The organism is Flaviaestuariibacter amylovorans (genome assembly GCF_039541815.1).
Classification (GTDB): Bacteria; Bacteroidota; Bacteroidia; order Chitinophagales; family Chitinophagaceae; genus Flavisolibacter; species Flavisolibacter amylovorans.
Map to the genome: position 1 here is coordinate 294174 of NZ_BAABGY010000006.1, position 21700 is coordinate 315873.

General features: G+C 56.7%; 19 protein-coding genes and 5 tRNA genes. 19 read left to right on the top strand and 5 right to left on the bottom strand.

Features of this window, described 5'->3' with window-relative positions; translation table 11 throughout:
- Window positions 1–2 precede the first annotated feature (2 nt).
- Window positions 3–1436, top strand: a complete 1434-nt coding sequence (locus ABD937_RS07515; RefSeq protein WP_345254778.1) for a hypothetical protein — start codon at window positions 3–5, stop codon at window positions 1434–1436.
- A gap of 80 nt (window positions 1437–1516) precedes the next feature.
- Entirely contained in the window at window positions 1517–2647 is a 1131-nt protein-coding gene (locus ABD937_RS07520; RefSeq protein WP_345254780.1) for an acyltransferase family protein, read from the top strand.
- 20 nt (window positions 2648–2667) lie between these two features.
- Here the strand turns inward: ABD937_RS07520 and ABD937_RS07525 are convergent, their stop codons facing one another.
- Both ABD937_RS07525 and ABD937_RS07530 read right to left on the bottom strand, forming a co-directional pair.
- Window positions 2668–3804: a glycosyltransferase family 39 protein gene (locus ABD937_RS07525; RefSeq protein WP_345254782.1), complete on the bottom strand. Its 1137-nt coding sequence runs from the start codon at window positions 3802–3804 to the stop codon at window positions 2668–2670.
- A gap of 9 nt (window positions 3805–3813) precedes the next feature.
- Entirely contained in the window at window positions 3814–4398 is a 585-nt protein-coding gene (locus tag ABD937_RS07530; RefSeq protein ID WP_345254784.1) for a riboflavin synthase, read from the bottom strand.
- Between the two features lie 101 nt (window positions 4399–4499).
- Between ABD937_RS07530 and rpsU the strand changes: the two genes are divergently transcribed.
- From rpsU to ABD937_RS07595, 13 genes are all read left to right on the top strand, one after another.
- Window positions 4500–4697 (top strand): 30S ribosomal protein S21, encoded by a 198-nt coding sequence (gene rpsU, locus ABD937_RS07535; RefSeq protein WP_345254786.1) that lies wholly within the window; start codon window positions 4500–4502, stop codon window positions 4695–4697.
- A gap of 71 nt (window positions 4698–4768) precedes the next feature.
- Entirely contained in the window at window positions 4769–5665 is an 897-nt protein-coding gene (locus ABD937_RS07540) for a tyrosine-type recombinase/integrase (protein WP_345254788.1), read from the top strand.
- A 310-nt stretch (window positions 5666–5975) separates the two neighbouring features.
- The gene (gene hpf, locus ABD937_RS07545) at window positions 5976–6278 is read left to right on the top strand and encodes a ribosome hibernation-promoting factor, HPF/YfiA family (protein ID WP_345254790.1); all 303 of its coding nucleotides are present in this window, start codon (window positions 5976–5978) and stop codon (window positions 6276–6278) included.
- 329 nt (window positions 6279–6607) lie between these two features.
- Window positions 6608–6680 (top strand) — tRNA-Thr (locus ABD937_RS07550).
- Window positions 6681–6700: 20 nt separating this feature from the next.
- Window positions 6701–6786 (top strand) — tRNA-Tyr (locus ABD937_RS07555).
- A 116-nt stretch (window positions 6787–6902) separates the two neighbouring features.
- Window positions 6903–6975: transfer RNA gene (locus tag ABD937_RS07560), tRNA-Gly, on the top strand.
- Between the two features lie 104 nt (window positions 6976–7079).
- Window positions 7080–7151 (top strand) — tRNA-Thr (locus ABD937_RS07565).
- A 234-nt stretch (window positions 7152–7385) separates the two neighbouring features.
- Entirely contained in the window at window positions 7386–8573 is a 1188-nt protein-coding gene (gene tuf / locus ABD937_RS07570; RefSeq protein ID WP_345254791.1) for an elongation factor Tu, read from the top strand.
- A 92-nt stretch (window positions 8574–8665) separates the two neighbouring features.
- Window positions 8666–8736: transfer RNA gene (locus ABD937_RS07575), tRNA-Trp, on the top strand.
- A gap of 72 nt (window positions 8737–8808) precedes the next feature.
- A complete protein-coding gene (secE, locus tag ABD937_RS07580) occupies window positions 8809–8991 on the top strand; it encodes a preprotein translocase subunit SecE (protein WP_345254792.1) in 183 nt (60 codons plus the stop codon).
- Window positions 8992–9006: 15 nt separating this feature from the next.
- Window positions 9007–9606 (top strand): transcription termination/antitermination protein NusG, encoded by a 600-nt coding sequence (nusG, locus tag ABD937_RS07585; protein WP_345254793.1) that lies wholly within the window; start codon window positions 9007–9009, stop codon window positions 9604–9606.
- A gap of 57 nt (window positions 9607–9663) precedes the next feature.
- Window positions 9664–11541 (top strand): LTA synthase family protein, encoded by a 1878-nt coding sequence (locus ABD937_RS07590; RefSeq protein WP_345254794.1) that lies wholly within the window; start codon window positions 9664–9666, stop codon window positions 11539–11541.
- A gap of 277 nt (window positions 11542–11818) precedes the next feature.
- Window positions 11819–14296, top strand: coding sequence for a DUF5916 domain-containing protein (locus ABD937_RS07595; protein WP_345254795.1), 2478 nt, complete (start codon window positions 11819–11821; stop codon window positions 14294–14296).
- Window positions 14297–14502: 206 nt separating this feature from the next.
- Here ABD937_RS07595 and ABD937_RS07600 read toward each other — a convergent pair whose 3' ends face one another.
- From ABD937_RS07600 to ABD937_RS07610, 3 genes are all read right to left on the bottom strand, one after another.
- On the bottom strand, window positions 14503–15177 hold the full coding sequence (locus tag ABD937_RS07600; RefSeq protein ID WP_345254796.1) for a hypothetical protein: 675 nt from the start codon (window positions 15175–15177) through the stop codon (window positions 14503–14505).
- Between the two features lie 192 nt (window positions 15178–15369).
- Entirely contained in the window at window positions 15370–16029 is a 660-nt protein-coding gene (locus ABD937_RS07605) for a hypothetical protein (RefSeq protein WP_345254797.1), read from the bottom strand.
- Window positions 16030–16517: 488 nt separating this feature from the next.
- Complete coding sequence (locus ABD937_RS07610) at window positions 16518–16943, bottom strand: endonuclease domain-containing protein (protein ID WP_345254798.1); 426 nt, start codon at window positions 16941–16943, stop codon at window positions 16518–16520.
- Window positions 16944–17303: 360 nt separating this feature from the next.
- Here ABD937_RS07610 and rplK point away from each other — a divergent pair, with 360 nt between their 5' ends.
- The 4 genes from rplK (at window position 17304) to rplL (ending at window position 19723) form a co-directional block, all read left to right on the top strand.
- Complete coding sequence (rplK, locus tag ABD937_RS07615) at window positions 17304–17741, top strand: 50S ribosomal protein L11 (protein ID WP_345254799.1); 438 nt, start codon at window positions 17304–17306, stop codon at window positions 17739–17741.
- A gap of 27 nt (window positions 17742–17768) precedes the next feature.
- Window positions 17769–18464, top strand: coding sequence for a 50S ribosomal protein L1 (gene rplA / locus ABD937_RS07620; RefSeq protein ID WP_345254800.1), 696 nt, complete (start codon window positions 17769–17771; stop codon window positions 18462–18464).
- A gap of 77 nt (window positions 18465–18541) precedes the next feature.
- The gene (rplJ, locus tag ABD937_RS07625) at window positions 18542–19213 is read left to right on the top strand and encodes a 50S ribosomal protein L10 (RefSeq protein ID WP_345254801.1); all 672 of its coding nucleotides are present in this window, start codon (window positions 18542–18544) and stop codon (window positions 19211–19213) included.
- Window positions 19214–19351: 138 nt separating this feature from the next.
- Window positions 19352–19723 (top strand): 50S ribosomal protein L7/L12, encoded by a 372-nt coding sequence (gene rplL / locus ABD937_RS07630; RefSeq protein ID WP_345254802.1) that lies wholly within the window; start codon window positions 19352–19354, stop codon window positions 19721–19723.
- The last annotated feature ends 1977 nt before the right edge of the window (window positions 19724–21700 follow it).

The window sequence follows — 21700 nt, forward strand, 5'->3', positions numbered from 1 at the left end:
CGATGAGGCGTGCTCCTAACCCGAAGGCTGCCTGGGTGCTGGCCGGCCTCCCTCTGTTTTTCGTCGGACACGGGCTCGCTCAATACGCTGCCTTCGTGCCGGTGCAGAAGGCGGCCCTATTGCTGCTGCAATATCTGCTGGCTGCGGGCATCCTGTGGCTTCTGTTCAGCGCCTGGCGTAAAGACCCGTCACGCGCCGTTCTCGACACCACCGTCACGCTGGCGTTTTATTTCTTTTTCGGGGGGGTGAAAGACGGGCTCGCCGGATTGTTTCCCGGGATTTTTTTAGTGAAATACTCAGTTCTTCTGCCGATCTGGCTCGCCGCCTGGGCTGCCGCAGTAATGTGGCTGGGTAACCGGGGGCGTACACGGCGAATTCTGGGCTTTCTTGCTCCACTCTGGTTCATACTGCTACTGATCGACGGGATTGCGTTCATCCGCAACCGGGGGCGGGCTGAGATTGGGCCCGCCCTGGCGGCCTGCGCGGGCTGTCCGCGGCCCGATGTGTATCTGATCATCCTGGACGGCTATGCTGGCCTGCCTCAACTGCAGCAGGAGCTGGGCTTCGACAACCGGCCTTTTCTCGATAGTCTGCGGGGGCTTGGCTTCGAGGTGGCAGCCGCCAGCCGGTCGAACTATCAGGATACGCCTTTTTCGATGGCCTCCCTTTTCCAGATGAATTACCTCAGCCTACCCCGCTTTACCTACACCGACGCCAACCTGACGTTTTGCTACACGCAGATTTATGACAACCCGGTGGTGCGCCGCTTTAGGAGGGAAGGCTATGAGATCCGGAACCTGTCCATTTTTGATATCCGGAACAGCCCAGCGCCATACGACAACACGCTTTTAGTGTCAGGTGCACGTCTTATTAGCAGCCAGACCCTCGGGCAGCGCCTGTACCGGGACTTGTACAGCAATATCATTTATGCGTATTTCAAGGGTACGGCCGCTTACGATGGGCTCGTGAACCAAGCCCGCGACATCAACGAGGCGGCGGCAAAAGCAACGTTGGCAGAAGCCGCGCGCCGACCGCAGGAACCGCGGTTCGTATATACCCATTTTGCCATGCCTCACGCACCGTATTATTACGGGGCCAACGGGCGCCCCAACCCATCCTCCGCAACCGGTCCCGAAAACCTGGGACGGATGGATCTCTACCTTGGGTATCTCCAGTATACGAACCGGTTCGCCCTCGACTACCTCCGCCAGATGCGGGCAGCCGCCCGCCCGGGCAGCATATTCCTGCTGCTCTCGGACCATGGCAGCCGGGAAGTCCCCCGGTCAAAACTGCGGTACTCAAACCTGGCGGCACTTTCTTTTCCGGGGGCGCCACGCGTATATTATGATTCGGTGTCAAACGTAAACCAGTTCCGCTTGCTGTTTCGGACGCTCTTCCGAGACACGCTCGCCGTGCTTCCGGACCGTACGTATTGACGTTCCCGAAAAATTACGTTCTTTAGGCAACCATGCCTGCCGGCGTCGCCGGGGCAGCGCGCGTTTACCAAATTGACGGAATGGAACGACCTAGATATATAGCCGGACTGGATGGACTACGGTTCCTTTCGATTACGTTTGTGGTGCTCCATCACCTGTTCACGTTTATGACGGCCTTCGGGTTCACGGCTTTCCACGAGCAGGTGCTTGGACTTATCGGCTATTACGGAATCCAGTTCTTTTTCATGGGCAGTGGCTTTCTGATCACCTACCTGCTGCTTACAGAAAGCGAGCGCAGGCATCGTGTCGACCTGAAGAAATTCTACAGCCGTCGTGTGCTTCGTATTTGGCCGGCCTACTACCTCCTCATTTCCATCGTGGTGCTGTTATTGCTGCATTCCGAATGGTGGCGCATCCCCGGGTATACAGAACGGTATGCACCTGTAGCCGAAGATGCCAACAAGTTCTATTTCTTTTTCGTGCCGCACCTAGAACCCTTCTTTCACCCTACGGCTCCTTACGTACACCATACGTACACGATCGGAATCGAGGAACAGTTCTACCTGGTTTGGGGCCTCCTGTTCCTTTGGGCGCGCAAATACATACTGCATGTGTTCCTGTTCTTGGTATTGACGATACCGGTGTTGAATGCTGTGCACGCCTGGTCGCATGGCCACGAAGGCGGCAGTCGCGTACTCGGCCTCTTCAACAATGCGGTCACCTACCTGCAGTACTCGCGCTTTTCCACCTTCGCCATCGGCTCGCTCTTCGGGTATGCCTACTTTTACCAAAAGCCTTGGATCAATGTCTTCCGGAGACCGACGGTGCAGCTCTTGGTGTATGCGGTGCTGGTAGCGAGTATCGCCCTGCGAGTGGAGTTGCCCTTTGTGCAGAATGAGTACATTTCTGGGTTGATGGCCTGCTTCATGCTGATGGCCTCGTTCCGCGAAAACAGTCTCGTAAACTATGAAGCTCCATGGCTGGGGGCGCTCGGGCGCATTTCCTATGGCATTTACCTGTTCCACATCATCGCCATCGTACTTGTTTGCCGCCTGGTCGCTGCGATTCCGCAACTGGACAAGAACAGCTATGGAACGCTTGCGCTTTTGTGCGTGCTTACCCTTGGCTTGTCTACTGCTTTTGGCTGGCTGTCCTATCACTTCTTCGAGCGGTTTTTCCTCCGGCTGAAGCGGCGCCTGCGCACCGTTTGAGCGAGGCATCAGGCCTTGCTTCAATTGCCTTTCTCCAGCCGATACTTGCGCATGCGCTTCCAGGTTTCGGAAAAGCCGCAGGCGGCCAGCACGCAAATGGCGGGCAAAACGGGCATCGTGAACCTTGCATGCCAATCGTCGCACTGGAACGTGATGGCCAGCGGGTACATGAGCAGAAGCGCCACCAGATAGAGTTGTAGGTTTCGGCGTTCCCGGAAAAGGCCGACCAGGCCAATTAGAAAGAAGACATAGACCGGTACCGTGAAAACGCGGATCGCCCAGTTGTGCGCGGCGGAATACCAGGGGCGGGTCATGCTGAAGAAGGATAGAATGCGCTGCCCCATCAGCTTCGCAAAATGCCCGGGATTGTGGGTCACATAATAAACGATATCCCGCAGCCCGTTGTCGTAGTACTTGAGGTCGAGCGTTGCGCCCCCTGGGTTCTGTGCCACAAAGCACACCACATGCTCCTCCTTCAAAGGCTTCATCGCATTCATGTCTTCGCCGCCGTGCAGGATGCGGTCAATGAATACGAACATGACCCCGAGGAGTAACAGGAAAAGGCCCGATGTCAGGTAACGATCGGCGGGACGTAGGTAGGTGCGGAACAGAGAATAGACGAACAGCGCCGGAGCGAACAGCACTCCTACAGGACGGGTGAAGAACATCAGCAGCAATATGGCTACGGTAGCGAGCAACCATCTTTGGCTGTACTTCTCATTGCGGCACACGGTGTAGTAAAGCACAAGGCTGAGCGAGATGAAGATCGACTCCGAGTACAAGTACAGGTCCCAAGAGAAAAAGGGCGGGAAGAGGCAGAGCAGCAGGGAAGCCATGAAGGCCACCTGCCGACCGAACACTTGTAGCGTTCCTTTGTACAATAGAGTCAGCGCGAAAGCTGAAAAGACCGATTGCGCGAGCGCCACGGCTCCGAAGCCCAATCCGGTCTTGATTGCGCCGGCGGTAAGCAGGATGATCGGCAGGTAGTAATAGTATTTGGGCGCACTGGGAAAGCGCCCATCCAGCAGCAACTCGGCCTGGTATATGTACTTGGTGGCTTCGATGCCGGTACCGATCCCGCCCCTGACGTACAGTGCGAGGTGTACAAGCACAAAAAGGCTGAGCAGCAGCAGCAGGTCGCGGCGGTTTGAATTCATTTGGAGTGGTTAGAGGAGCAGTTTCCGGTTGATGTACTTGCCCAGCAGGTCGAACTCGAGGTTGACGATGCCGCCTTCCTGCAGGCGGTGGAGGTTGGTATGGCTGTAGGTATAGGGGATGATCGCCACCGTGAAGTGCTTTTTCCGCACGTTGAAAACGGTGAGCGAGATGCCGTTGAGGGCGATGGAGCCTTTTTCGATCACGAGCGGGGCAAAGGCCTTCGGGTACCAGAACTGCAACTCCCAGCTGCCTTCCTTGTCTTCGATGTGCTCCAGGATGCCGGTCGTGTCCACATGCCCCTGCACGAAATGCCCGTCGAGGCGCGAGGAGGGGAGGAGGGAGCGCTCCAGGTTCACCAGGGTGCCGGGCCCCCAGGTGTGCAGGTTGGTCTTCTCGAGGGTTTCTTCCACGGCCGTTACGCGGTAGTGCTCCTGCTGTACCTCCTCCACGGTGAGGCAGACGCCGTTATGGCTCAGGCTCTGGTCCACCTTGAGCTCCGGGCCGAGGGGGGAATGAAGCCAGAACGTCTTGTTCCCGCCGTTGGCGATCACCTCTTTCACGGTGCCGAAGGCTTCGATAATACCGGTAAACATGGCGCAAACTTCGGGTTTTTACATTTTCTTTTGGCAGGGTTCCGGAAATGGTGTTATCTTTGCCGCTCGAAAATTTAAAAACATCAAAGGAGGTATATAGCATGTTAATCATCGATTCTAAAGACTGCGAGAACATCGACAAGGCTTTAAAAAAGTACAAGAAGAAGTTCGAGAAGGCTAAGATCCTGTTGCAGCTGCGTGAGCGCCAGTCGTTCATCAAGCCGTCGATCCGTCGTCGCGGACAGGTACTGAAAGCCGTCTACAAGCAGCAGATCGCCAGCGGTAAGATCGAGGCATAAGCCAGTCCCCTCCTCTGCATCGATAAGCTTATAGCTGCAAGGTTTCACTACCTTGCAGCTATTCTTTTTTTATGCCCGTTGCCCATCCCCAGCTCCAGTCCTTCCTCGATTACCTCAAGTTCGAGAAGCGCTACTCGCGCCACACCCTCGTCTCTTACGAGAACGACCTGACCGGCTTTTTCGACTTCCTGGAGCTCCAGTTCGGGTCGGTAGCCCTCCCGGAGATCACCCATACCTTTGTCCGGAGCTGGCTCGCGGCCCTCAAAGACGGCGGGCTTACCGCCAAGAGCATCAACCGGAAGATCTCGGCGCTCCGCTCGTTCTTCAAGTACCAGTTGAAGACCGGCGCCGTGGCCCAGTCGCCGATGGGCCGCGTGGTGGCGCCCAAGAACGAGAAGCGGCTCCCGCAGTTCGTGGCCGATAAAGACATCGACACCCTGTTTTCCTATGTCGAGTTCCCCGACACCTTCAGGGGGCGCACCGAGCGCCTGGCGCTCCTGCTGCTCTACCAGACCGGCATGCGCCTCGCCGAGCTCATCGGGCTCAGGGAAAGCGCGGTGAATGCTTCCAATGGCTCGCTCAAGGTGCTGGGCAAGGGCAACAAGGAGCGCATCATCCCGGTAAGCGACACGCTGCTGGCGGAGATCAAGACCTACCTCATCGAAAAGGCGACGGTGGCCGGCGCCGACCGCACCGTGCTGCTGGTGAGCGAAAAGGGAAAGCTGCTGGCTCCGCGTTCGGTCTATACGTTTGTAAAGAAGTACCTGAGTCTCGTCACCACCATCGAAAAGCGGAGCCCGCACGTGCTGCGGCATACCTTCGCCACCCACCTTACCGGCGCCGGCGCCGAGCTCAATGCCGTCAAGGAGCTCCTCGGCCACTCCTCCCTCGCCGCTACCCAGGTCTATACCCACAATACCATCGAGAAGCTCAAGAACATCCATAAAAATTTTCACCCGAAAGCCTAGAACCGGTTCTTAAGGTTTTTAGGGTTCTGCAGGTTTCGTTGGTGGTGGCCTCCAAGTTCAATGTGCCCGATCTTAAAACTCTTAAAACCTTAAGAACCTTCAGAACCCGAAGAACCTGCTATACGGCGGAGCTCCTTTCTAACCGGGTTTTAACCCCGTTCCTCCGGCTGACCAAAGTTTTACTTAGGACTGATTTTTTTCCGGGAAAATTGCTTTCCGTTCCAATAGAATTGCCTTAACTTCATTGCAGGCCACCCGGCCAGCCACTGAAGCTCTTTTACATATTGTTTCATCGATAAATATAGATTCTATGAACCTTCACATTCAAACGGTGCACTTTGATGCCGATCAGAAGTTAATTGAGTTTGTACGGACCAAGATCGCCAAGCTGCCGCAGTTCCATGACCGGATCATCAAGGTGGATGTTTTTCTGAAGCTCGATAATGTTGTTCATACCATCAAGGACAAGGTCGCCGAGATCCGGGTGCATGTGCCCAAGGCGGACTTCTTCGTGAAGGCGACCAGCAAATCCTTCGAGGCATCCTTCGACGAAGCGTTCGATTCACTGGTGAACCAGATAAAGCGTAAAAAAGAAAAGCTCGCCGCTGCGTGAGCCAAAAAAATTACAGAGACCTCCCCGTTGGGAGGTCTTTTTTTTGCCCGCCTGGCCCGCGTGGGGCACGGGAGTGGCAGTGCCGGGGCAATCTTCGAAGGCTGAAACCCGCGCCCGCTTTGCACCGGGGAAGACAGACGGGTGTCGCGCAAAAAAATCCTAAAGAAAATTTAGTGTTTTTTTTGCCAAGTGAGGAATTCCGTTACCTTTGCCATCCCGAAAACAAAGGGGAGTTCTTTAAAACTAGTTCGCTGAATGTCAAGAGTCTCCGCGCAGCCGCTAAAGCTTGTCGGTCAGGTATCTCGCTACAGGGCGAACCAGTGAAACAAGCCGCTTTAGCTCAGTTGGTAGAGCAGCTGATTTGTAATCAGCAGGTCGTTGGTTCGACTCCGACAAGCGGCTCACAGTTCTTTAGGTAAAACGGGCAGGTTCCAGAGCGGCCAAATGGGGCGGACTGTAAATCCGCTGTCTTTCGACTTCAGAGGTTCGAATCCTCTCCTGCCCACCAAACACAATTTGCTAATTAGTGAATGTGCTAATGTGCTGAATGTGTAGTTCTTTGATGATGTGACCGGTGCTGCTGATTAGCACATTAGCCAATCAGCACATTAGCACATTAAAATCGCGGGAGTAGCTCATTTGGTAGAGCGATAGCCTTCCAAGCTATAGGTGGCGAGTTCGAGCCTCGTCTCCCGCTCTCCGGTCGCCGGAGCTTAGCAAAGGCGACCACCGAGTAGCGCCGGAGCTTGAGCGAAGGCGTTCCCGAAAACTTCTTATCTGCCCCCGGGCTGATGGGAGCAAGCCGTTGTAGCTCAGGGGTAGAGCACTTCCTTGGTAAGGAAGAGGTCGTGAGTTCAATTCTCATCAACGGCTCAGAGTACGGATGGGACCGTAGCTCAGGACGAATATCCCGCTTTGGCGGGAAGGTCGTGAGTTCCTTTCTCATCAACGGCTCCACCGAAAAGCAGGTGGCCTCCGGGCCGCCGGCCACATATGAAGGCGAACGAACCGAAAGGTGCGGGGCGCCGCAAGTGACCCTTCCTATACTTATAGTGAAGGTTTTTTCGGGAAGCATAAATTTGTAGTCCACAACTAAAAACAAATACAATGGCAAAAGAGAATTTTAAGAGGGATAAACCTCACGTTAACGTTGGTACCATTGGTCACGTTGACCACGGTAAGACAACCTTAACTGCCGCCATCACCGATGTTTTGTCAAAGAAAGGTCTGGCGGAAAAGAAGAACTACGACGATATCGACGGTGCTCCGGAAGAAAAAGAGCGTGGTATCACCATCAACACGGCGCACGTAGAATACCAGACCGCTTCCCGTCACTATGCTCACGTTGACTGCCCCGGTCACGCTGACTACGTGAAGAACATGATCACCGGTGCCGCCCAGATGGACGGTGCGATCCTGGTTGTGGCTGCTACCGACGGTCCGATGCCCCAGACGAAAGAGCACATCCTGCTCGCCCGTCAGGTAGGTGTTCCCCGCCTGGTTGTTTTCATGAACAAAGTAGACCTTGTTGAAGACCCTGAGCTCCTCGAGCTCGTTGAGATGGAAGTGCGCGACCTCCTCAGCTCCTATGGCTTCGACGGCGACAATACCCCCATCATCCAGGGTTCTGCTACCGGCGCCCTCGCTGGTGAAGAGAAGTGGATCGCTAAGATCAACGAGCTGATGGAAGCTGTGGATACCTATATCCCCCTGCCTCCCCGCCCGGTTGACCAGGCCTTCCTGATGTCTGTAGAAGACGTATTCTCCATCACCGGTCGCGGTACCGTTGCTACGGGCCGTATCGAGCGCGGTCGTATCAAGGTGGGTGAGCCCGTTGAGATCGTAGGTCTCATCGACCAGCCCCTGACCTCCACCTGCACGGGTGTTGAGATGTTCCGCAAGCTCCTCGACGAAGGTGAAGCTGGCGACAACGCCGGTCTGCTCCTCCGCGGTATTGAAAAGACCCAGATCCGTCGCGGTATGGTAATCTGCAAGCCCGGCTCCATCACGCCCCACACCGAATTCAAGGCAGAAGTTTACGTTCTGTCGAAAGAAGAGGGTGGCCGTCACACGCCGTTCTTCAATAAGTACCGTCCCCAGTTCTATTTCCGTACTACCGACGTAACTGGTGAGTGCCAGCTGCCCGAAGGTACCGAGATGATCATGCCTGGCGACAACACCTCCATCACCGTGAAGCTGATCCAGCCGATCGCCATGGAGAAAGGTCTGAAGTTCGCTATCCGTGAAGGTGGCCGTACCGTAGGTGCCGGTCAGGTTACGGAGATCATCAAGTAAGTGCCCCCTAAATCCCCCGAAAGGGTGAGTAGGAAAAGCATATCTTTACAAACCTCCCTAAGCCCCTCCTCCGGAGGGGTTGGGGAGGCCCTACGGGCGTAGTTCAATGGCAGAATAGAGGTCTCCAAAACCTTTGATGGGAGTTCGAATCTCTCCGCCCGTGCACCAGCAATGCTATCAGCCGCACCGATTTCGGTACTGCTGATAGCATTGCTACTAAAACACTATATCCATCATGAACAAAGTATCCACCTACTTCAGCGAATCCTTCCGCGAGCTGACCCAGAAGGTGACCTGGCCCACCTGGCAGCAACTCCAGCAGTCCACCATGATCGTGCTGGTAGCCACCCTGGTGGTCACCGCCCTTGTAGCCGCCATGGACCTCATCTCCAGCAGCGTGATGAAATTTATCTATTAATCCCCGAGCGGAATCATGGAAGAGAACATAACGAACAATATGGAAGGCGCCGTTCCCGAAGCCCCGCAGGCCGAGACCAAATGGTACGTGCTGCGCGTGGTAAGCGGTAAGGAACGCAAGGTGAAAGAATACCTCGATAAGGAAGTGTCGCGCGGCGGCTGGGGCAATGTGGTCAAGCAGGTGTTCCTCCCCGTAGAGAAAGTATACAAGGTTCAGAACGGTAAGAAAGTGATGCGCGAGCGCAACTACTATCCCGGATACGTGATGGTGGAAGTGACCGACGGCAAGCTCTCCGACGACCTCCGCGAGATCATCAACGGCATCACCAACGTGATCCACTTCCTCGGTAAAGACAACCCCATCGCACTCCGCAAATCCGAAGTCAACAAGATGCTCGGCAAGATGGACGAGATGGCTGAAGCCGGTGGCGCTTCCATGAGCGAGCCCTTCATCGTCGGTGAAACCATCAAGATCATTGAAGGCCCGTTCAACGACTTCAACGGCACCATCGAAGAAGTGAACGACGAGAAGAAGAAGCTGAAAGTGACCGTAAAGATCTTCGGCCGCTCCACACCGGTAGAACTGAACTACATGCAGGTGGAGAAACTGAGCTGAGTCTTCAAACATTCTTCATAAGGCCATTCCTAACGGAATGGCTTTTTATTTTTGCGCATGCCCGCCCGCCTTCGCTTCCTCATCGGCTACTTCCTTGCCTGGCTGCTCTTCTTCGAGGCGGCGCGCGGCGTCTTCCTGCTGCTGCAGTGGAGCCATTCCCGAACCTTGCCCGCCCGTGAGCTTCTCGGCTCCTTCTGGTACGGTGGGCGTATGGACGCGTCGATGGCCGCTTACCTGTCGCTTCCGGTGGCCGTATTTCTACTGATCTCGGTCTTCGTTCCCTTTTTCCGCCGCCCGGCGCCGTACCAGGTCTACAGCCTCCTCCTGTTACTGCCCGTTCTCCTGATTGTACTGTCAGATGTACCCATGTACCAGATCTGGGGCTTTCGCATCGACGCCACGCCGCTCAAGTACCTTTCCAACCCGCGCGAGGCCTGGGCCTCCGTCAGCCACCTGCCCGTGTGGTGGTATGCATTGGCATTTGTGCTCCTGTATGCTGCCCTCTGCCGCGCCGGGATCCGGCTCCTCCGCCGCACCGTAGCCACGCTGCAGCAGCGCGAGCGCTGGTACATCGTCCTGCCCTTGCTGCTCGGAGCCACCGCGGCACTCATCATCCCGCTGCGCGGCGGCCTGCAGCAAACGCCGCTCAACCAGAGCTCCGTCTACTTCTCCACCAACCACTTCGCCAACCAGGCCGCGCTCAACGCGCCCTGGAATTTCCTCTTCGGCGTGGTAAGCGAGACGTCCGCAGGCTCCGAGACGAATCCATATACCTACATGAGCGCGCCGGATGCGAAGCGTATTGCCGACAGCCTGCTGCACGATACGGCGGAGGGCGAATCGGAACTCCTCCGCCGTACCGACATGGAGCAGGACCGGGTCAACATCCTCCTCGTGATCTGGGAGAGCGGTACCGCCAAGATGATCGATACGGCCATAGACGGTATCGAGGTAACGCCAGGGCTTAACCGCCTGAAGCAGGAAGGACTTTATTTCGGGAATGCGTGGGCCTCCGGCGACCGTACTGATAAGGGCGTACCGGCCATCCTGAGCGGCTATCCGGCGCTGCCCCAGTCGTCGATCATCCGGCTGCCGAACAAGGCCAACAGGCTCCATACACTTGGCGGCGTACTCCGGAAGCAGGGGTACCGTACTTCGTTCTATTATGGCGGGGAGCCCGAATTCGCCAACCTGAAATCCTACCTGCTGCACAATAGCTTCGATCCGTTGATCGAGAAGTCGGACTTCCACGCAAAAGACCAGAACTCGAAGTGGGGGGCGCACGACGGCATCGTGGCCGAGCGCCTGCTCCGTGACCTCGCGCCAGTGCAAGAACCCTTCTTTACCACCTGGCTCACCCTGAGCTCGCACGAGCCTTTCGAGACACCAGCCGCTACCGTCATCCCAGGTACCGACGATGCGCATCTCTTCCTCAATTCGCTGCATTATACCGATAGTGTATTGTACCGTTTCGTGCGCAGCTGCGAACGGCAGTCCTGGTGGAAAAAGACGCTCCTCGTCATTGTGGCCGATCACGGTCATGCGCTGCCCGAAACCGGGAGCCGTATCGAGAACTTCCGGATCCCCGTACTCATATTGGGTGGCGCGCTGAACCCGGTGCACCTCGCCAGCAGGGAACATTTTGGGCGCCAGACGGTCTCCCAGCTTGACCTTGCCGCCACCCTCGCGATCGAGGCTGGCCTCGACGGGGCAGCGCTCTTTCCCTTCAGCCGGAATATCCTCCGCATGCAGCCGGCCGATTGGGCCTTCTTCTCCTTCAACAATGGCTTCGGCTTTGTGCGCGACAGCAGCTGGGTGCTGTTCGACAATGTGGGCCGGCAACCCATCGGGCAGAGCGCCGGCAATAACGCCTCGCTCATCCGCGCCGGCCAGGCCCTGCAGCAGCAGACCTTCCAGGATTACCTCGGGAAATGATCTCTGATCTGTGATCTCAGATCAGATTTTGCAAAGCCACGCGGACCTTGCCCGATTCGTCGTTACCTCCAATGCGTTCAAAACCGGGTGCAGCGGTCGATAAGGATTGTTCGAATCGGAACGACCCCTTACCAATAGACCAATAAACAAATAGACCAATATACTTCCCCCTGTTAAAGCCTTCCCAAAGAATTAAATCCGGGATAAGCGGTAACCTCCTAACGTATTAGTACGTCTAATTTCGTATCGAACTGACCGAACAAAACCCAACCTACTTATGCGAATAGCCGCACTTAGCCTGGCGCTCCTGGCAGGTATTTCTTTTCAAGCTGCAGCACAGACGACCGCACAGACCCCGCGGCGGGAGCTTCCCGCGAAACGCACCACCGCTGCCTTCAAGATCGACGGCGAGCTCAATGAAGCCGCCTGGAAGGAAGCCCAACCTGCGACCAACTTCATTGAGTGGCGCCCCACCGCCGGCAAGCCCGAAAGCCCCGAGACCGGCACCGAGATCTATATCCTCTACGACAATACCGCCGTATACGTGGCCGGCTTCTGTAAGGAGCGCACCCGCGACTCCGTGTCGCGTGAGCTCGTGGGCCGCGACGTGGTGGGCATCAACGACTTCGTGGGCGTCACCTTCGATACCTATAACGACAAGATCAACGCCTTTGGATTTTACGTGACCCCTTATGGCGAGCAATTCGACGCCCGCTACTCCAACACCAACGGGGAAGACGGCTCCTGGAACGCTGTCTGGAACTCTGCCTCTAAAATCCACGCCAACGGCTGGAGCTTCGAGATGCGGATTCCTTTTTCGATGCTGCGCTTCGTGAGCAAAGAAAACCAGACCTGGGGCCTCAATATCACGCGCCGCCGCAACAAGACCGGGCAGCAGTTTATGTGGAACCCGGTAGACCCGCAGGTGAACGGCTTCATCAACCAGGAAGGCCTCTGGACCGGCATCGAGAAGATCGTGGCCCCGCTGCGTCTTCAGTTCTCGCCTTACCTCTCCGCCTACGCCAACCACTTTCCCACCGACGAGCCCAACCAGAAAGACTGGAACACCTCCATCAACGGCGGTATGGACGTGAAGTGGGGGATCAACGACGCCTTCACGCTCGACATGACCCTGGTACCCGACTTCGGGCAGGTAGTGAGCGACAACACCGTGCTCAACCTGTCGCCCTTCGAAGTACAATACCAGGAAAACCGCTCCTTCTTTACCGAAGGCACCGAGCTGTTCAACAAAGGCAACCTGTTCTATCCCCGCCGGATCGGCATTGAAACGCCCCTGCACCAGTACGATGCGCGCGCCTATGCCGAGAACAAGGGACTCACGGTGATCGAGAACCCCGCGCAATCGAAGCTCGTGAATGCCACCAAGATCTCGGGGCGTACCCGCAAGGGATTCGGTGTGGGCGTGTTCAACGCCATCACGCAGACCATGTACGCAACCCTCGAGAACCCGCAGAGCAAGGAGCGGGAGAAGTACCTCACCTCGCCGCTGACCAACTACAACGTGGTGGTGTTCGACCAGACCCTGAAGAACAATTCCTCCGTATCGCTGATCAACACGAATGTGCTGCGCAACGGGTCCGACTACGATGCCAACGTCACCTCCGCGATGTTCGACTTCAACAACAAGAAGAACACCTGGAACCTGAACGGCAACCTGTCGGTCAGCAACCTGTTTCACCAGGGTCAAACCGTCACCGGCATGGCGCACTCGCTCGGCTTCGGTAAGACAGGCGGCCGTTTTAACTTCAACTTGTACCAGGAGCGCTACGACAACAAGTACGACAAGAGCGACCTCGGGTTTATGTGGAACAACAACTACCTCGATCACAGCTTCTGGATGGGATACAAGTGGGTGAAGCCGGGCAAGTGGTTTAACCAGCTGCGCATCAACTACAACGCAACGCTGTCGATGCGCGACAAACCCTTCGACTACCAGTCCTTCTTTACCAACTTCAACAGCAACGCCCAGCTCAAGAACCTGTGGTGGGTCGGCTCCTTCGTCGGCTTCAGCGCGCGGGGCAACGACTTCTACGAGGCCCGCAACGGAGTTACGCCGTTCCGCACGAGCCGCAAGATCAACAGCTACAACTGGGTGGAGACCAATGGCGCGAAGAAGTACCAGATCTCCGCGGAGGTCGGGGTCAACTACTTCCCGGATTTCAAAGATTCCTGGGCCTTCGACTACCGCCTTTCGAACCGCTACCGCTTTTCCGACAAGTTCTCCATCACGCACAATTTCAATTTATCGCCGGCGCACAACAACGTGGGCTATTACTTCGGGCCGCAGGTGGGGGCGGGGCCGACCTTCTCGCGCCGCGACCGCAACACGGTGGAGCAAATCCTGTTCTTCAAGTATAACTTCAACAACCGCTCGGGTGTGACGCTGCGCGCCCGCCACTACTGGAGCGGGTTCGAGGTGAAAGAGCTCCTCGTGCTTCAGACCGACGGGTCGGTGAAGCCGATGACTGCTGACCCGGCTACCTTCTACCACCAGAACTTCAACCTGTTCAACCTGGATGCCGTGTACACCCTCCAGTTTGCGCCGGGCTCCTTCCTCAACGTGGTCTGGAAAAGCATGGGCAACAGCTACACCGACGCCGGCTTCGAGCGCAAGTACTTCCGCAACATCGACGCCACCTTCGACGCCCCGCAGAACAACAACTTCTCCGTGAAGGTGATCTGGTTCCTCGACTACCTCGACCTGAAGCGCTGGAAGAAGAACCGGGCCAACTAGGGCGGGAATCGTCAATCGTGAATTGGTTCGACGAGTAAGACTAGCGAGAATAAAGAAAGCAGCCAATGGGCTGCTTTCTTTATGTAGTTATACGGTTTGCTGGATGACGGTCATTGCGAGCGCAGCGTCCCGAGGCTTCGGGACGCTGCGCTCGCAATGACGGGTTACGTTGCGCTCGCGACTAAAAATTACCTGTCTGCTTCGAATTACGCGCTCTCGCTCAACCGGATGGAGACACGAAGATCGGCACGGTGCGTTTCCCATTGCGCGCGCACGTCGGCGCTGCTGAAGCTGCACCCGAGGGTGTCGATCAGGGCGTCGATATGGGGCGTGGCGTCAGTGCCCGTGGGCGCGCAGTATTCGAGGAAGTAGAGGCATTGTAGAAATACGCGCTCTTCCATGGCTTTCGCTTCCATGGCGGAAAAATAATAGGTGGTGTGATCGCCCTCGTGCTTCGCTTCTTCGTCGGGGATGCTGTTGATGATGTCGCCGGCCACCGCAAGCTGCAGGGCCTCTTCCTGGCCGAGCAGCAGGAAGCCGATGGGGCAGGAGGCGCGGAAGTCGTCGAACCACTCCTGGATGCCGTCGGCATAGGGCCAGCCGGAAGGGGGGAGCTCGGTGCCGTCCTCATCGCGGAACTGCAGGTGCAGCTTGTGGGTGGCGAGGTGCCCGACCCATTCTTTCCGGTACTGGGCCACGCCAACGATCGTGAGCAGGAGCAGGCGGGCCTCGTCGAGCGAGTACTCGCTGGTGTCGAACTGCAGGTAGGTGCCGCCTTCCAGGGCGCGCTGGAGGATGCCCTCGAGGTTGCTGATGCTGTCGGGGGAGAGGTGCGCGCGCTCGGATTCGGGTAGCCAGTATGGTGCGGGGTCGGGTGACATCGGTGCAAGATACGAGGGGGAACGCGGCCCCGAAAGGTCGGGGCACGGTTGATACAGATAATTACGGATCGCTCCGTGGACATCCGCGGGATCCGTCCCCAAGGCTTCGGGGCCCTGTTCCCCTACGCAGGACAACGCAAAAAAAGAGACGCAGCCGTTGCGTCTCTGGAATTTCCTGGCAATCCGTACAGGCTACGCGTGCGTCGCCTTGCGGTCCGTAGTTCTACGGGCGTAGAAGTATTGATCCTGGAAGTCGGGGAATTCGTCCATAAAGGCGGTGATCTCCTCGTCGAGCTCATAGAGCTTGTCCTGCACCTCCTGCAGCAGCCGCGGCAGGGAGTTGGTGAGCTGCTGGGCCTCGTCGCCCACGGCGTCGCGCTCGGAAGAGAGGGGGCGCACCTGCTCGATGTCAGCGTTGAGGGAGGCCACATCGGACATGCGGATCTTATAGGGCTCGAGCTGGGGCAGGTAGTGCTCGGCCTTTTCGGTGATGGCGGCGGCGCGGGCGATGCGCTCCACCTCAGGTCCGCGCTCGAAGTAGCTCCGCGGGTGGTCGACCTCGGTAAGCAGCACGCGGAGGCCCTTCTTGCGGGCGAAGACGACCAGGCGGGTCGACATGAGCCAGGCGCGCGCGGCGATGCCGTCGAGCACCACGTTCTTGGATAGCGTGTGGCCCTCGGTGCTGACCTGCTCTTTCTTGTCGAAGAGCTCCTGCGCCTTGCGCAGGCGGACGCTGATGTAGTCCATCGTTTCCGGGATGAAGGGGTTGCCGGCCCAGCGTGACCGGTTCTTTTCCATGCAGGCTTTAACGGCCATCTGCATGCTGTAGCGATTGTAGAGACGTTGTGCCATAGACTGGAGGTTTTAGTTCCTATTAAGTTACGACGGTTTCCGGGCTTCTGCACATTAAAAACAACGTTGCCGCACCCGGAGCAGGACGTCCGGATCAGAACAGGCATGTCTGGCCCGGAACAGACGTGTCTGGTAAAAAGCAGACATGTATGATAAATAACACGCATGTATGGTAGAAAACACGCATGTATGGGTAAGCGCAGCCGTGTCGGGGGCGAGGCAGCGCTGTCAACTTGAAAAACAGTCATGTCCGGGCCCCAAACAGGCGTGTCGTCCGGAAAAACAGTCATGTTCAAGGGCAGAACTGCGATGTCAAACTGCTGAGCAGGCGTGTCAACCGGCTCCGCAGTGGTGTCAGACCGCAAAACAGTCATCTAAAGTGACAGAACAGCCCATCCCACGGCCCCTTCCCTGGGGGAAGGGGAGCTTTGTTCCCCTGCTTACGTGTGGGCTCCCTGAACCGGTAGGGGCTGGCTGACTTTTCTTATCTATGGCTGGTCTCCCTTAAGGGGGCGGTGGGGGCGGGCAGTGGCGGCCGCTACAATCTCTGTGGTTACCTTCCAAGGGGCTGCGAAGACGGCTTCGTTCGGAAACCGCAATACCTGGTAGCCTTTGGCTTCAAGCTTCAGCGTCCGCTGGGCGTCCCACGCCTGTTGCTCGGGCCTGTCGTGGATGCCGCCGTCCAGCTCCACGATGAGCCAGCGCGTCAGGCAGATGAAATCGACGATGTATCCATACATCACGTGCTGACGCCGGAAGTGCAATTCCTGCTGCCGCGAGCCCCGCAGGTAGCCCCACAGCAAATCCTCCGCCGGCGTGGGCGCTTCCCGCATCCGCTGGGCATACCGTTTCAGCACGGCATAGTTTCCTGAAAGCGCCCGTTGATAATGATAGTATTCCAGATTCTGCTCCATACCGGAAAACTCCCAATGATGAAGCAGGATACCCTGGGAATAATCCCATCGTTTACTGAGATTTTCCTTTTGGAAGGGTACCCAAGCTCCCCTTCCCCCAGGGAAGGGGCTGGGGGAAGGGCCGGGGGATGGGCCGGATTAACAAATGCAAAGAATATTGTTGCTAAATTTTTCAACCGGAATCCTTACCTTTGCGCTCCCAAAAGTTAGTTCTTTCCCCGTCTGAAGGTGCGCCGCACCGGAAGGCAAACTGAGAAAAGGCCGCCGCAGCTTCCGCCAACGCGGCCTGGAAGATGAACTTGGGAGACCCCTCCGTCGCGGAGATGGGAGGGTCGCTTGAACCAATAAATCACGAAGAAAATGGCAAAAGAAATCACGGGCTACGTAAAGCTCCAGTGCAAGGGTGGCCAGGCCAACCCCGCACCCCCGATCGGTCCCGCCCTCGGTTCCAAAGGTGTGAACATCATGGAATTCTGCAAGCAGTTCAATGCCCGCACGCAGGATCGCCCCGGTAAAGTACTCCCCGTACTGCTTACCGTGTACTCCGACAAGTCGTTCGACTTTATCATCAAGACCCCGCCCGCAGCCGTTCAGCTGAAGGACGCCGCCAAGATCCAGAGCGGTTCCAAGGAGCCCAACCGCCAGAAGGTCGGTAAGGTGACCTGGGAGCAGGTAGAAGCGATCGCCAAAGACAAGATGGCCGATCTCAACGCCTTCACCCTCGAGAGCGCTGCCTCCATGGTAGCCGGTACGGCACGCAGCATGGGCCTCACGGTAGAAGGTGGTCCGGCGAAATAACTTCTGAACGCTTAAAACGAATTCACAATGGCATTCATCCCCAAGAAAAGAAAAGCGATCAACGGTAAGGTTGACGCGAATAAATCATACTCGCTGCGCGAGGCTTCTGAGCTGGTGAAGCAGGTGACCACCTGCAAGTTCGACGCTTCCGTGGACATCCACATCCGTCTCGGCGTTGACCCGAAGAAAGCCGACCAGGCCATCCGCGGTACCGTTACCCTGCCCCACGGCACCGGTAAGACCAAGAAGGTACTCGTGCTTTGCGGCCCCGACCAGGAAGCTGCCGCCAAAGGCGCCGGCGCCGACTTCGTAGGCCTCGACGAGTTCATCGCCAAGATCGACGGCGGCTGGACCGACGTGGACGTCATCATCGCTACCCCCGCGGTTATGCCCAAGATCGGCCGTCTCGGTAAGATCCTCGGTCCCCGCAACCTCATGCCGAACCCCAAGACCGGTACCGTTACCAACGACGTGGCTGGCGCGGTGAACGAAGTGAAAGGTGGCAAGATCGCCTTCAAGGTAGACAAGGCCGGTATCATCCACGCTTCCATCGGCCGTGTGTCGTTCTCTCCCGAGAAGATCGCTGACAACAGCCAGGAGCTGATCAACGCCATCATCAAGGCCAAGCCGTCGACCGCGAAGGGTACCTACCTGAAAGGTCTGACCATGGCTGCCACGATGAGCCCCGGTATCACGGTTGACACCAAATCATTCGTCCACTAAAAAAGCCCCTCCGCAGGCCTCAGCCGAAAGGATGGGGGCTTTGAGGAGTGTATTGATAACACTCAAAAGCGTTCAACATGACCAAAGATCAAAAGAATGAAGTGATCGAAGCGCTGAAGGAGAAATTCTCCCAGTACGATAACTTCTATGTAACCAATACGGAATCCCTCTCGGTAGAGCAGGTTTCCAAGCTGCGCCGCGCCTGCTTCGACAAGAACGTCGAGATGAAGGTGGCCAAGAATACCCTGATCCGCAAGGCCCTCGAGAGCCTCGACGAGACCCGCTACAGCGGTATGTTCGAGTCGCTCAACAACGTAACGGCCCTGCTGTTCTCGGAGAACCCCAAGGAGCCGGCCCTGATCATCTCGTCCTTCCGTACCGACAGCAAGGGTGAGAAGCCCGAGCTGAAGGCCGCGTTCATCAACGGCGACATCTACGCCGGCGACAACAACCTGAAGGCGCTGACGAAGATCAAGACCAAGAACGAGCTCATCGGCGAGGTTATCGGCTTGCTGCAGTCGCCCGCTTCGCGCGTGCTGGCTGCCCTGCAGAACTTCCACGAGACCGGTGGCGTCATCAAGAAGCCCGGTACGGAAGAAGCAGCTCCTGCTGCCGCTCCCGCTGCCGAAGCTGCTCCCGCTGCTGAAGCTGCTGCTCCTGAGGCCCCGGCCGCAGACGCACCTGCTGCTCCGGAAGCTTCCGCTCCCGAGGCGCCCGCTGCTGAAGGCGAGACGCCCGCAGCCGAGTAATTTTTCTTAATGCAACGGGCCGAAAGGCCCTTTACATAACCCTTGTCTTTGGGGTTTATCAAAGGCAAAATTTTTTTAAACCCTCCGACGGATCCCCTCCTTAAACCGGGGAGATGAAGCCGGAAAAAATTTTAAACCATGGCAGACGTTAAAAATCTTGCAGAACAACTGGTAGGCCTCACTGTGAAAGAAGTACAGGAGCTGGCCGATTTCCTGAAATCCGAATACGGCATCGAGCCTGCTGCTGCTGCAGTAGTTGTTTCCGGTGACGCCGCTGCTGCTCCGGCTGCAGAAGAGAAGACCTCTTTCAACGTGATCCTGAAGAGCGCTGGCGCTTCGAAGCTGAACGTAGTGAAGATCGTGAAGGACCTGACCGGCCTGGGCCTCAAAGAAGCCAAGGACCTCGTTGACGGTGCTCCGAAGCCCCTGAAAGAAGGTGTAGACAAGGCTACCGCCGAAGACATCGCCGCCAAGCTGAAAGAAGCTGGTGCTGACGTAGAGATCGCTTAATTGCCTCCTGCGACAGAAAAGATAAAGCCCCGACGGTAACGTCGGGGCTTCGTCGTTTTCGGGGGCTAGGTTACACGGGCCAGCGTCCCGTACAGCCTATGTTGCATCCGAAGAGCGGCAGAGCGCCGGTTATCCGGGCTCCGGATCCCTTTTGCGGCTACTCCGGAGTCGGTTGCCGCCAGGCTTGCCCGGACCGCGTCTGAACCGAACCTATGCCCGGATCCTTGGAATAGACTATTCCGGCAGCAGCCTGCTATCCTTTACGTAATGGCTTGCAGGAGCTTGTGCACGGCGCTTCCGGTGCCCCTTCGGGGTGCCCGGTGGAGTTGCCGTATCCCTATTCCCGGAGCCTTGAAGGAAGTGGCCGGAAACAGTGCTGCCGGAGGTGTTGCGCAGGGGCCTTCCGATGGTTTTCCCGTGCTTATTCAGGCCCCAAAAGCGGTGGAAACGACGATCCCCTCACGGCTTTACCAAGCCATGGATCACATTTTTGCATACGCGCCGGACTTCCCTGCGCCCCGACCGGGGCTGCACGGGGCCGTTCAGTATCCCTTTACTATTTTTTTCGCTTACCGGCACTTTGGGGTACTCCTTCCCATGAGCGGCTGTTCGACCTACCGTGCTCCAGTGCTGAAAAGGTCGACCGCACGGCGTGGGCAATAGCCTTAACGTTGGCTACAGCCGCCTCACGCCAGCCGTAGCGCTTCGGAGCGAGAAAGGTGGGACACCTCCCATACTGTGCCTGCAAGGACCGCAAAGTAACCTGCTCAATGACTCAAATATTCCCTAGTCATTCAGTTGCAAATGCCCCTTCCCGGGCCGGCGCCGGCTGTGCATCCAGGTCGAACATGGCAGCATCCCAAAGAATTTTTTCACGCCTGGGAGGTGACTACACGGTGTTACCGGTGTTTGTGACCTGGTCATTTTCCACTTGGGGGTGAGTGTGCCGCCGGGCTACAAAGGGCAGGAGGGCTGGAATAGCCATTCCCAGCCACTGAACCCGGTATCCTGATTTCTCCCTTCGAGGGACAGCGTGCCGTATTGGATGCGGTCCTAATGCCTGACTTGCGGGGTCTTTCGCCCGATGCAGTCGTCTCCCATCCGGGTCGTTAGCAGAGCGGAAACCTACATTCTTTTGGCTGAGCTGGCCAATATCCGCGTCCCCAATCGGGAGGTTGTTGGTGCCTCTTTGACTCCGGTAAAGCCTGGCTGAATGTGCCGTGTCTCTGTCCTTTTTTCAATCGTTCCTTGGCCCGCCCTATCCCTTCCCGGGCAGTTGGATACCTGCTTTTCCCGATCACTCTACCCGTGATCGGGAAACGAGCACTCAATCAACTCCATTAAAAGACGAGCGTAGTTGCTCTAGTTTATATCAAAGAAAGGGGAGGTTTTCAGCAAGTTTGGTGCAATGGTAAGACCAAAGAAAGAGAGGTAGGAGGGAATAGACCGAGTCTTCTTGCGGTAGACGAGGTATCCCCTTAATGGTATAGATATACTTGGTTTGGCCAAGAATAGGCAAGGGTTTAACGCGCCGATGCTCCAAGTTAACCTGGATCGGTTGTGCTGTAAACGCAGGAGAAGCAGAGCGTGACTGCCTTCCACCAGGCCAGCATTGCAATCCGCTCAAGCCTACCCTTCACTGACAGATGTGCAGTTACCTTGAACGAAAATATCGCGATCGCCGAAGAGTCTTTTTTCTTGATTTAGGCCCCTTTCTCTACTGATTGATGCATCGGGTCATCCACCCGAGCGCTGGCTGGAATGGGCTAAAAAGGGCCTCCAAGGAGATGGGGTAGAAGTGGGAGAAAGGCTGTAATCCCCGGCTCATTTACTACGTGCTCAAATTTAAGTTTATCAGGTGCTCCCACTGGCTCCAAAATATGCCTTTGGTTGGTTAGCAACTTGGTAGTCAATTGTTTCACGAACTTATCTCCCTAGAATAAGGAATATGGTGGAACTTCGGCTAACAGTTTAGTC

What these genes read in the sequence shown, in the direction of transcription:
- ABD937_RS07540 (WP_345254788.1), top strand. Translation starts at nt 4,769, where the DNA reads ATGCCCGTTGCCCATCCCCAGCTCCAGTCCTTCCTCGATTACCTCAAG.
- ABD937_RS07530 (WP_345254784.1), bottom strand. Translation starts at nt 4,398, where the DNA reads ATGTTTACCGGTATTATCGAAGCCTTCGGCACCGTGAAAGAGGTGATC.
- hpf (WP_345254790.1), top strand. Translation starts at nt 5,976, where the DNA reads ATGAACCTTCACATTCAAACGGTGCACTTTGATGCCGATCAGAAGTTA.
- ABD937_RS07605 (WP_345254797.1), bottom strand. Translation starts at nt 16,029, where the DNA reads ATGGCACAACGTCTCTACAATCGCTACAGCATGCAGATGGCCGTTAAA.
- ABD937_RS07590 (WP_345254794.1), top strand. Translation starts at nt 9,664, where the DNA reads ATGCCCGCCCGCCTTCGCTTCCTCATCGGCTACTTCCTTGCCTGGCTG.
- ABD937_RS07600 (WP_345254796.1), bottom strand. Translation starts at nt 15,177, where the DNA reads ATGTCACCCGACCCCGCACCATACTGGCTACCCGAATCCGAGCGCGCG.
- rpsU (WP_345254786.1), top strand. Translation starts at nt 4,500, where the DNA reads ATGTTAATCATCGATTCTAAAGACTGCGAGAACATCGACAAGGCTTTA.
- tuf (WP_345254791.1), top strand. Translation starts at nt 7,386, where the DNA reads ATGGCAAAAGAGAATTTTAAGAGGGATAAACCTCACGTTAACGTTGGT.
- ABD937_RS07610 (WP_345254798.1), bottom strand. Translation starts at nt 16,943, where the DNA reads ATGGAGCAGAATCTGGAATACTATCATTATCAACGGGCGCTTTCAGGA.
- rplL (WP_345254802.1), top strand. Translation starts at nt 19,352, where the DNA reads ATGGCAGACGTTAAAAATCTTGCAGAACAACTGGTAGGCCTCACTGTG.
- rplA (WP_345254800.1), top strand. Translation starts at nt 17,769, where the DNA reads ATGGCATTCATCCCCAAGAAAAGAAAAGCGATCAACGGTAAGGTTGAC.
- ABD937_RS07515 (WP_345254778.1), top strand. Translation starts at nt 3, where the DNA reads ATGAGGCGTGCTCCTAACCCGAAGGCTGCCTGGGTGCTGGCCGGCCTC.
- rplJ (WP_345254801.1), top strand. Translation starts at nt 18,542, where the DNA reads ATGACCAAAGATCAAAAGAATGAAGTGATCGAAGCGCTGAAGGAGAAA.
- secE (WP_345254792.1), top strand. Translation starts at nt 8,809, where the DNA reads ATGAACAAAGTATCCACCTACTTCAGCGAATCCTTCCGCGAGCTGACC.
- nusG (WP_345254793.1), top strand. Translation starts at nt 9,007, where the DNA reads ATGGAAGAGAACATAACGAACAATATGGAAGGCGCCGTTCCCGAAGCC.
- ABD937_RS07520 (WP_345254780.1), top strand. Translation starts at nt 1,517, where the DNA reads ATGGAACGACCTAGATATATAGCCGGACTGGATGGACTACGGTTCCTT.
- rplK (WP_345254799.1), top strand. Translation starts at nt 17,304, where the DNA reads ATGGCAAAAGAAATCACGGGCTACGTAAAGCTCCAGTGCAAGGGTGGC.
- ABD937_RS07525 (WP_345254782.1), bottom strand. Translation starts at nt 3,804, where the DNA reads ATGAATTCAAACCGCCGCGACCTGCTGCTGCTGCTCAGCCTTTTTGTG.
- ABD937_RS07595 (WP_345254795.1), top strand. Translation starts at nt 11,819, where the DNA reads ATGCGAATAGCCGCACTTAGCCTGGCGCTCCTGGCAGGTATTTCTTTT.